At 73.1% G+C, this 6,956-nt stretch carries 6 protein-coding genes; 1 reads left to right on the top strand and 5 read right to left on the bottom strand.

Features of this window, described 5'->3' with window-relative positions; genetic code table 11:
- Positions 1-150: 150 nt before the first annotated feature.
- The 3 genes from ACIRQF_RS23005 to ACIRQF_RS22995 all read right to left on the bottom strand — a co-directional run bounded on the left by ACIRQF_RS23005 (position 151) and on the right by ACIRQF_RS22995 (position 2,944).
- A complete protein-coding gene (locus ACIRQF_RS23005; RefSeq protein ID WP_404094517.1) occupies positions 151-840 on the bottom strand; it encodes a response regulator in 690 nt (229 codons plus the stop codon).
- On the bottom strand, positions 837-2,087 hold the full coding sequence (locus tag ACIRQF_RS23000; protein WP_404094515.1) for a sensor histidine kinase: 1,251 nt from the start codon (positions 2,085-2,087) through the stop codon (positions 837-839). The genes ACIRQF_RS23005 and ACIRQF_RS23000 overlap by 4 nt, the downstream gene beginning before the upstream one ends.
- 131 nt (positions 2,088-2,218) lie before the next feature.
- On the bottom strand, positions 2,219-2,944 hold the full coding sequence (locus tag ACIRQF_RS22995; RefSeq protein WP_404094513.1) for a dienelactone hydrolase family protein: 726 nt from the start codon (positions 2,942-2,944) through the stop codon (positions 2,219-2,221).
- A 379-nt stretch (positions 2,945-3,323) separates the two neighbouring features.
- Here ACIRQF_RS22995 and ACIRQF_RS22990 point away from each other — a divergent pair, with 379 nt between their 5' ends.
- Positions 3,324-3,881 carry a GNAT family N-acetyltransferase gene (locus ACIRQF_RS22990; RefSeq protein WP_376632634.1) on the top strand — a complete coding sequence of 186 codons (558 nt, stop codon included), beginning with the start codon at positions 3,324-3,326 and terminating at the stop codon, positions 3,879-3,881.
- 47 nt (positions 3,882-3,928) lie between these two features.
- Here ACIRQF_RS22990 and ACIRQF_RS22985 read toward each other — a convergent pair whose 3' ends face one another.
- Entirely contained in the window at positions 3,929-5,536 is a 1,608-nt protein-coding gene (locus ACIRQF_RS22985; RefSeq protein ID WP_404094510.1) for a type VI secretion protein, read from the bottom strand.
- A 2-nt stretch (positions 5,537-5,538) separates the two neighbouring features.
- Entirely contained in the window at positions 5,539-6,939 is a 1,401-nt protein-coding gene (locus ACIRQF_RS22980; protein ID WP_376632637.1) for an ATP-binding protein, read from the bottom strand.
- Positions 6,940-6,956 lie beyond the last annotated feature (17 nt).

Genomic DNA, 6,956 nt, shown 5'->3' with positions numbered 1-6,956 from the left:
GGTACTGCAGGGGGGACCCTGTGGGAGAGTAGGACGCCGCCGAACAATCATTGTGGGAAAGCCCCGCACCTTCTGGTGCGGGGCTTTTCTGCGTTCACGGGGCATTTTCAGCGTCAGGGCCGGCCCTTCGGAGCCCTGCCGCTCGCGCCGTTATCGCTCAGGGGTCACCAGCCCCGTGTCGTACGCCAGGATGACCGCCTGGACGCGGTCCCGGGATCCGGTCTTGGAGAGGATGCGGGTGACGTGGGTCTTCACCGTGGACTCGGCGAGATGCAGGCGGCCGGCGATCTCCGTGTTGGTCCAGCCCTGTCCGATGACCGTGAGGATCTCGCGTTCCCGGTCCGTCAGGGCCGACAGACGCGGATCCTCCTTCGGGCCGGGCGGCGTGGGGGCCACCGAGGCGTTCGGGGCCGCCGGGAGGTGGTGGAGGTACGTGTCGAGGAGCCGGCGGGTGAGGGTGGGGGCCACCACCGCCTCGCCGCTCGCCACCGCGCGGACGCCGGCGAGCAGTTCCTCGGGCTGGGCGTCCTTCACCAGGAAGCCGCTCGCGCCGGCGCGCAGGCCCTCGTAGGCGTACTCGTCGAGATCGAAGGTCGTGACGATCAGGATCCGGGTGCGGGCGCCCGAGGCGATGATGCGCCGTGTCGCCTCGATGCCGTCCAGCCCGGGCATGCGGATGTCCATCAGGACCACGTCCGGGTGGTGACGGTCGGCCAGGCGGACGGCCTCGGTGCCGTTGGCGGCCTCGTCGACGACCGTCATGTCGTCCTGGCTCTCCAGCAGCATCCGGAAGCCGAACCGCTGCATCGGCTGGTCGTCGGCGATCAGAACGGTCGTCACGAGGGGGAGTCCTCCCGGGGAAGTCGGAGCTGAACGCGCCAGCCGCCGCCGGCCGGCGGCGGGCCGCATTCGAGTGTGCCGTCGTAGAGCGCCGCGCGCTCGCGCATTCCGGCCAGACCCTGGCCTCCCGGGCGGCTCTGGGGCGGGGGTCGGTCGGTTCGGCTCGCCCCCGTGTCCGTGACCGTCAGGGTCAGGGCCCCCGGGGCGAAGGCCAGGGTCACGCTCGCCTCCGCCCCCTCGCCGGCGTGCTTCAACGTGTTGGTCAGGGCTTCCTGTGCCACGCGATAGACCGTCAGTTGTGCTCCGGGAGCGAGGTGGTGGGGTGCGGGCGGCAGATCGGAGTGGACGCGCAGGCCCGCCTTCCGTACGCCGTCGAGCAGGGCCGGGAGGTCCGCGAGGCCGGGTTGGGGGGCGCGGTCGGCCGCCCCCTCGGCGTCCTCCGCGTGTCCCAGGACGCCCAGGAGACGGCGGAGTTCGGCCAGCGCCTGGCGGCTCGTGGTCCCGATGGCGTCCAGGGCCTGGGCGGCGCGTTCGGGGCTCTTGGCGGCCGCGTACCGGCCGCCGTCGGCCAGGCCGGTGATGACGGCCAGATTGTGGCCGATGATGTCGTGCATCTCCCGTGCGATCCGCGTGCGCTCGGCGGCCGTCGCCAGGCGCACCTCCTGCTCTCGTTCGTCCCGGCGTGAGCGCACCGTGATGCCGACCAGGGCGGCGAGGACGTACGTCCACAGGGCGGGGACGACGTGCTCCGCCCACGTGCCGTCCCGGAACCGGACCGCGCCCGCCACCAGCGGCGTCGCGATCAGCGCCGTGGACCACAGCAGGGCCCGCGGCGGGCGCCTGAGGGCGATGTGGAACAGGGGGATCGCCTGGAGGTACGCGGCCTGCAGGAAGGCCCCCGAGACGGTGCTCACGAGCGCCGCGCACGCCATGGCGGCCAGGACGCCCACGGGGTGGCGCCGGCGTTCGTAGAGGGGCAGGACCAGGGCGAGGGTCGTCGTCACGACCAGCCAGGGCGGTAGGGAGGCGTCCTGGGCGGTGTTCCGCCAGCCGCCGGTCGCGTCGACGAGTGCGGCCACCGTCCAGGTGCCGGTCAGCGCCCCGTCCCAAGGCCAGGGGTGGGCCGCGTCGAAGGCCCGTACGCGGGCCAGGGCACGCTGGACGTAGCGGCTCGCGGCCGTCGGTGCCGTCCGTGCCGCCGGGGGTGTCGTCCCGGTCGGCGGCGCCGTCTTTCCCGTGCTCGTCACCCGCACATCCTCATCTGTTCGCGTCACACGTCGCGGCGTGTCCAGCAACACCGCCGGGATCGCGAGTGCCGCGGTCGCCCCCACCGAAGACGACGGCGGCGGGCAGGTGGGCGTGCCAGGAGCCGATCGGATCAGTCCGTGACGGGCAGGCACTCGGCGAGCAGGGCGACGATGTCACGCCAGGCTCGCTGGGCGTGCCGGGGGTGGTAGCCGACGCCGGGAGGCGCGGCGTGGTCGACCGGTGGGTGGTGGAAGGCGTGAAGGGCCCCTCCGTAGACCACGAGGCGCCAGTCGACGCCCGCGGCCTGCATCTCGGCGGTGAACGCCTCACGTTGGGCGGGCGGCATGATCGGGTCTTCCGACCCGACCCCGGCCCATACCGGGCAGCGAATGCGTGCCGCCTCGCCCGGTCGGCCCGTGGTCAGTGCGTTGACCGTCCCGATCGCGCGCAGGTCGACGCCGTCGCGACCGAGTTCCAGTGCGACGGCGCCCCCGGTGCCGTAGCCGACGGCGGCGGTCCGGTCGGGGTCGGCCCGTGGTTCGGCACGCAGCACGTCGAGCGCGGCGTGACCGATTCCTCGCATGCGGTCGGGATCGGCGAGCAGCGGCATGCAGCGGGCCAGCATGTCCTCCGGGTCTTCCAGATAGCGTCCGCCGTGGAGGTCGAAGGCCAGCGCCACGTACCCCAGCTCGGCCAGGGCCTCGGCCCGGCGGCGCTCGACGTCGCTGAGCCCCATCCCCTCGGGTCCGATCAGGACGGCGGGCCGGCGTCCGGTACCGGCCGGGAGCGCGAGGTGTCCGATCATCGTCAGGTTGTCGGCCGGGTACGCGACCGTACGGGTGGTGACCGTCGTCATGCGACAGGACGGTAATGACCGTCGCGCCCGCTCGGGGTGGTGTTCACCGATGGCAGACGGCGGTCCGTCCTTGAACCGCTGTACCGAGGTGCCCCGAGCCGGTTTCCGGCGCCGTCGGGGCCGAGACGCCCGTGTCGCTGCCGGGGCGCACGGTGAAGGAGAGGTCCCTGGACGACGGTTCTGGCGCCGTGGCGTCTGGTCGGTTCTTCCGCTCGGGTCATGCTTCCGACGTTAGGGAGCGGGCGGCGGCAGCACGTCGTACCGGGGGTGGGCGGTCGGCGGAGGGTGTCGTACCGGGGTACGACGGCGGGGCCGTCGCGCGTCGGCCTCCGGCGAAATGCCTTGTCAGGGGCCTGCGCGGGCGGCGAGGATCGCAGGCATGGACTTTTCTGTACGCACCATCCGCGCCGACGAGTGGGAGCGGGTCCGGGAGATCCGGCTCGCCGCCCTGCAGGACCCCGTCGCGCCCATAGCCTTCCTGGAGACGCACGAGAGCGCGTCCGCCCAGCCGGACTCCTTCTGGCAGGGGCGGGCCGAGGGCGCGTCCGAGACCGGCGACGGAGGGGTGCGGCAGTTCGTGGCCGAGACCCCGGACGGGCGCTGGGTCGGGACCGTGTCGGTGCTGGTGGAACGCCCCGCGGCCGAGGTGCGGTTCGGTGAGGCGGCCAAGGTCGACCAGACGCACCTCGTGGGCGTCTTCGTACGCCCCGAGGCGCGCGGGGCCGGCGTGATCGACGCGCTGTTCCGGGCGGCGGTGGACTGGTCCTGGACGCTGCCGGAGCCGGCCATCCGACGGGTGCGGCTGTACGTCCACGAGGACAACGCGCGGGCCGCGGCCTTCTACCGGCGCTTCGGTTTCGTCGCGACGGGCGAGAAGGTCGCGATGCCGGGGGACGAGTCGGCGTTCGAGGTGGAGTACGAACTGCCGCGTCCGTAAGGCGGGCCCGACCGGGCAGCCGGCGCCCTGCGCGGCCGGCCGGGGGCTCAGGACTGGGGCAGCGGGTCCGGCCAGCGGGAGCGGGCCTGCTCCTGGGAACGCATCAGGGCGAGGGTCGGGAGGCCCAGATCCGTGCCCCTGGCGACCAGTTCGGGGAGCCCGGGGACCGGTGCGACGGCCGCGACGTCGTCGAGGACGAGGCGCAGTGGTGGGTCGAGCCGACCGTCGGATGACCGTGCGGCCACGCGGCGGCCGTGCTCGACCACGCTCGCTGCGAGCGCGGTGAGGAGGGGCATCGCGCCCGGGTGGGTGCGCGGGTCCTCGATCGGTTCACCCACCACGTACAGGGTGCCCTGCTCGGCGACGAATGATGCGAGCGTGAGCGAATCCGTTCGATTCGCGGTGCAGGCGTCCCTGATGTGGATCGAGGACAACGACGACAGCGCACGGGCCGTCAGCGCCTGTGCGGCGCGGCGGCGTTCGGGGTGCGCGGTGAGGGCGGACTCCAGGAGTCCGGCGTGGCCGGCGGCGGCCTTGGGGTGGGTCCGGAGGATGCGTACGGGGTCGTGGGCGTCGGTGCCCTGGGCCCAGCGGTGCACCTGCTTGAACGGGCGCCCGTCCGTCGCGGCGGCGTGCAGCCAGCAGTGCAGGAGCGTTTCGGCCGTGTCGGCCACCGCAGCGTCCAGACGGGACTGGGGGCGTACGGGCGCGAGCAGCGCGACCGCGCGCTCGCGCGCGACGTCCGCGTCCTCGCAGCGCTCGGCCGGGCTCCAGCGGAGCCGGGCGGGGGTGTCGCAGAGGTGCCCGGGGTCGTAGACGAGGACCGGGCCCAGTTTGGCGCGGGCGTCCTTGGTCTCGGCCCAGAGCGTCGGGTCGGAGGTCACGACGAGTACGGCGCCCTCGGCGTCCAGGATCGCCTGTGCGGCCAGGGGGCGACGGGCGGCGGCCTGGGCGTAGACGATGCCGGGGGACGGCGGGGAATCCTGGGCGGGGACCGAAGCGGGGACCGGGACGGGGATCGAAGCGGGGACCGGGACGGGGACCGAAGCGGGGGTCCGGGCGAGCTCCTGCGCGGAGGTCTGCCGGGGGGCGGGCTCGGGCGGGTGGAGGGCGCCGGGGGCGGCGTCCTCGTGCCGTACCCCGGGCTGCGTCGGGGCCTCGGGCCTTCGCGGCGGCGGGGGTGTCCGGACCGCGGGCTTCCCTTCGCTCCGCTCGGGGAGGTCCCCGCCACGTACGGCCGCCCCCACGCCCGCCCCGGCCCCGGACCCCTTCCCGCCGTGGTCGGCGTACGCGCCCGCCCTGCGGTTCGTCCGGACCGTGCGCCAGCGGGCCAGGGTGCCGACCGCGAAGACGGTGAGCACCGCGAGGATCATCGCCTCGCCGATGACCAGGCCCCAGAAGAGGCCGTAGCCCGGCAGCTGCGCCGCCGGGGTGTCCGGCCAGGCCGTGGCGAGGTCGGTGGGGGCGGAGACAAGGGCGCGGAGGGCGAGCGGCGTGCGGGTGAAGGTGACGCCGTCGGGCCAGGCGCCGTGGGTCAGGAGGGCGGACAGGCCGGTCGCCGTCCAGACGAGGACGGTGAGGCCCAGCAGGAGGGCGAGCAGCCCGACGACGAGGCCGTCGGGGACGCCGCCCTCCCTCCGTACCGGCCTGTCCATGGTCAGGCCACCGTCGACTGCGAGGAGTCGTTCATCTGCTGCTCGATGAGGATCGCCCGCTGCTCCGTCTCCCACTCCAGCTCCGGGTTGACGGACGGGTCCGAGGACTCGGTCATGGCGCGGTCGGTGTAGACGAGCGGGCGCTCCTTCTCGGTGATGAGGTGTTTGACGACCTGGACGTTGCCGTTGACGTCCCAGACGGCGATGCCGGGGGTCAGGGTCGGGATGATCTCGACGGCCCAGCGGGGCAGGCCGAGGACCCGGCCGGTGTTGCGGGCCTCGTCCGCCTTCTGGGCGTAGATGGTGCGGGTGGATGCCATCTTGAGGATCGCCGCGGCTTCCTTCGCGGCCGCGCCGTCGACCACGTCGGACAGGTGGTGGACCACCGCCACGAAGGAGAGGCCGAGGCGGCGGCCGAACTTCAGCAGCCGCTGGAACAGCTGGGCGACGAAGGGGCTGTTGATGATGTGCCAGGCCTCCTCGACCAGGAAGATGCGCTTCTTCCGGTCGGGGCGGATCCAGGTGTGCTCCAGCCACACGCCGACGATCGCCATGAGGATCGGCATGGCGATGGAGTTGCGGTCGATGTGGGAGAGGTCGAAGACGATGAGGGGCGCGTCGAGGTCGATGCCCACCGTCGTCGGGCCGTCGAACATGCCGCGGAGGTCGCCGTCGACCAGGCGGTCCAGCACGAGGGCGACGTCCAGGCCCCAGGCCCGTACGTCGTCTATGTCGACGTTCATGGCCTCGGCGGATTCCGCCTCGGGGTGGCGCAGTTGCTCGACGATGTCGGTGAGGATCGGCTGGCGGTCGGTGATGTGCTCGTTGACGTACGCGTGGGCGACCTTGAGCGCGAAGCCGGAGCGCTCGTCGAGGCCGTGCCCCATGGCCACCTCGATGATGGTCCGGAGCAGGGCGAGCTGACCCGTCGTGGTGATCGAGGGGTCCAGGGGGTTGAGGCGGATCCCGGCGTCGTTGGCGACCATCGGGTCCAGGCGGATGGGGGTTATCCCCAGCTCCTGGGCGATGAGGTTCCACTCGCCGACGCCGTCCTCGCCCTGTGCGTCGAGGACGACGACCTGGCGGTCACGGAAGCGCAGCTGGCGGAGGACGTAGGTCTTCTCCAGCGCCGACTTGCCGTTGCCGGACTCGCCCAGGACCAGCCAGTGCGGGGCCGGGAGCTGCTGCCCGTACAGCTGGAAGGGGTCGTAGATGTACCCCTTGCCGCTGTAGACCTCGCGGCCGATGATCACGCCGGAGTCGCCGAGGCCGGGGGCGGCGGTCGGCAGGTAGACGGCCTGGGCCTGGCCGGTGGAGGTGCGGACGGGCAGGCGGGTCGTCTCCACCTTCCCGAAGAGGAAGGAGGTGAAGGCTTCGGTGAGGACGGACAGCGGATCTCGCATCGGTCTGTGCCCCTTCG

This window comes from Streptomyces sp. NPDC101191, from assembly GCF_044767915.1.
Taxonomy (GTDB): Bacteria; Actinomycetota; Actinomycetes; order Streptomycetales; family Streptomycetaceae; genus Streptomyces.
Note: the sequence above shows the minus strand (reverse complement) of the source record. Positions and strands in the feature narration are given on the sequence as shown.

Coding starts and splice junctions, on each gene's coding strand:
- ACIRQF_RS22995 (WP_404094513.1), bottom strand. CDS start 2,944: ATGACGACGGTCACCACCCGTACGGTCGCGTACCCGGCCGACAACCTG.
- ACIRQF_RS22990 (WP_376632634.1), top strand. CDS start 3,324: ATGGACTTTTCTGTACGCACCATCCGCGCCGACGAGTGGGAGCGGGTC.
- ACIRQF_RS22985 (WP_404094510.1), bottom strand. CDS start 5,536: ATGGACAGGCCGGTACGGAGGGAGGGCGGCGTCCCCGACGGCCTCGTC.
- ACIRQF_RS22980 (WP_376632637.1), bottom strand. CDS start 6,939: ATGCGAGATCCGCTGTCCGTCCTCACCGAAGCCTTCACCTCCTTCCTC.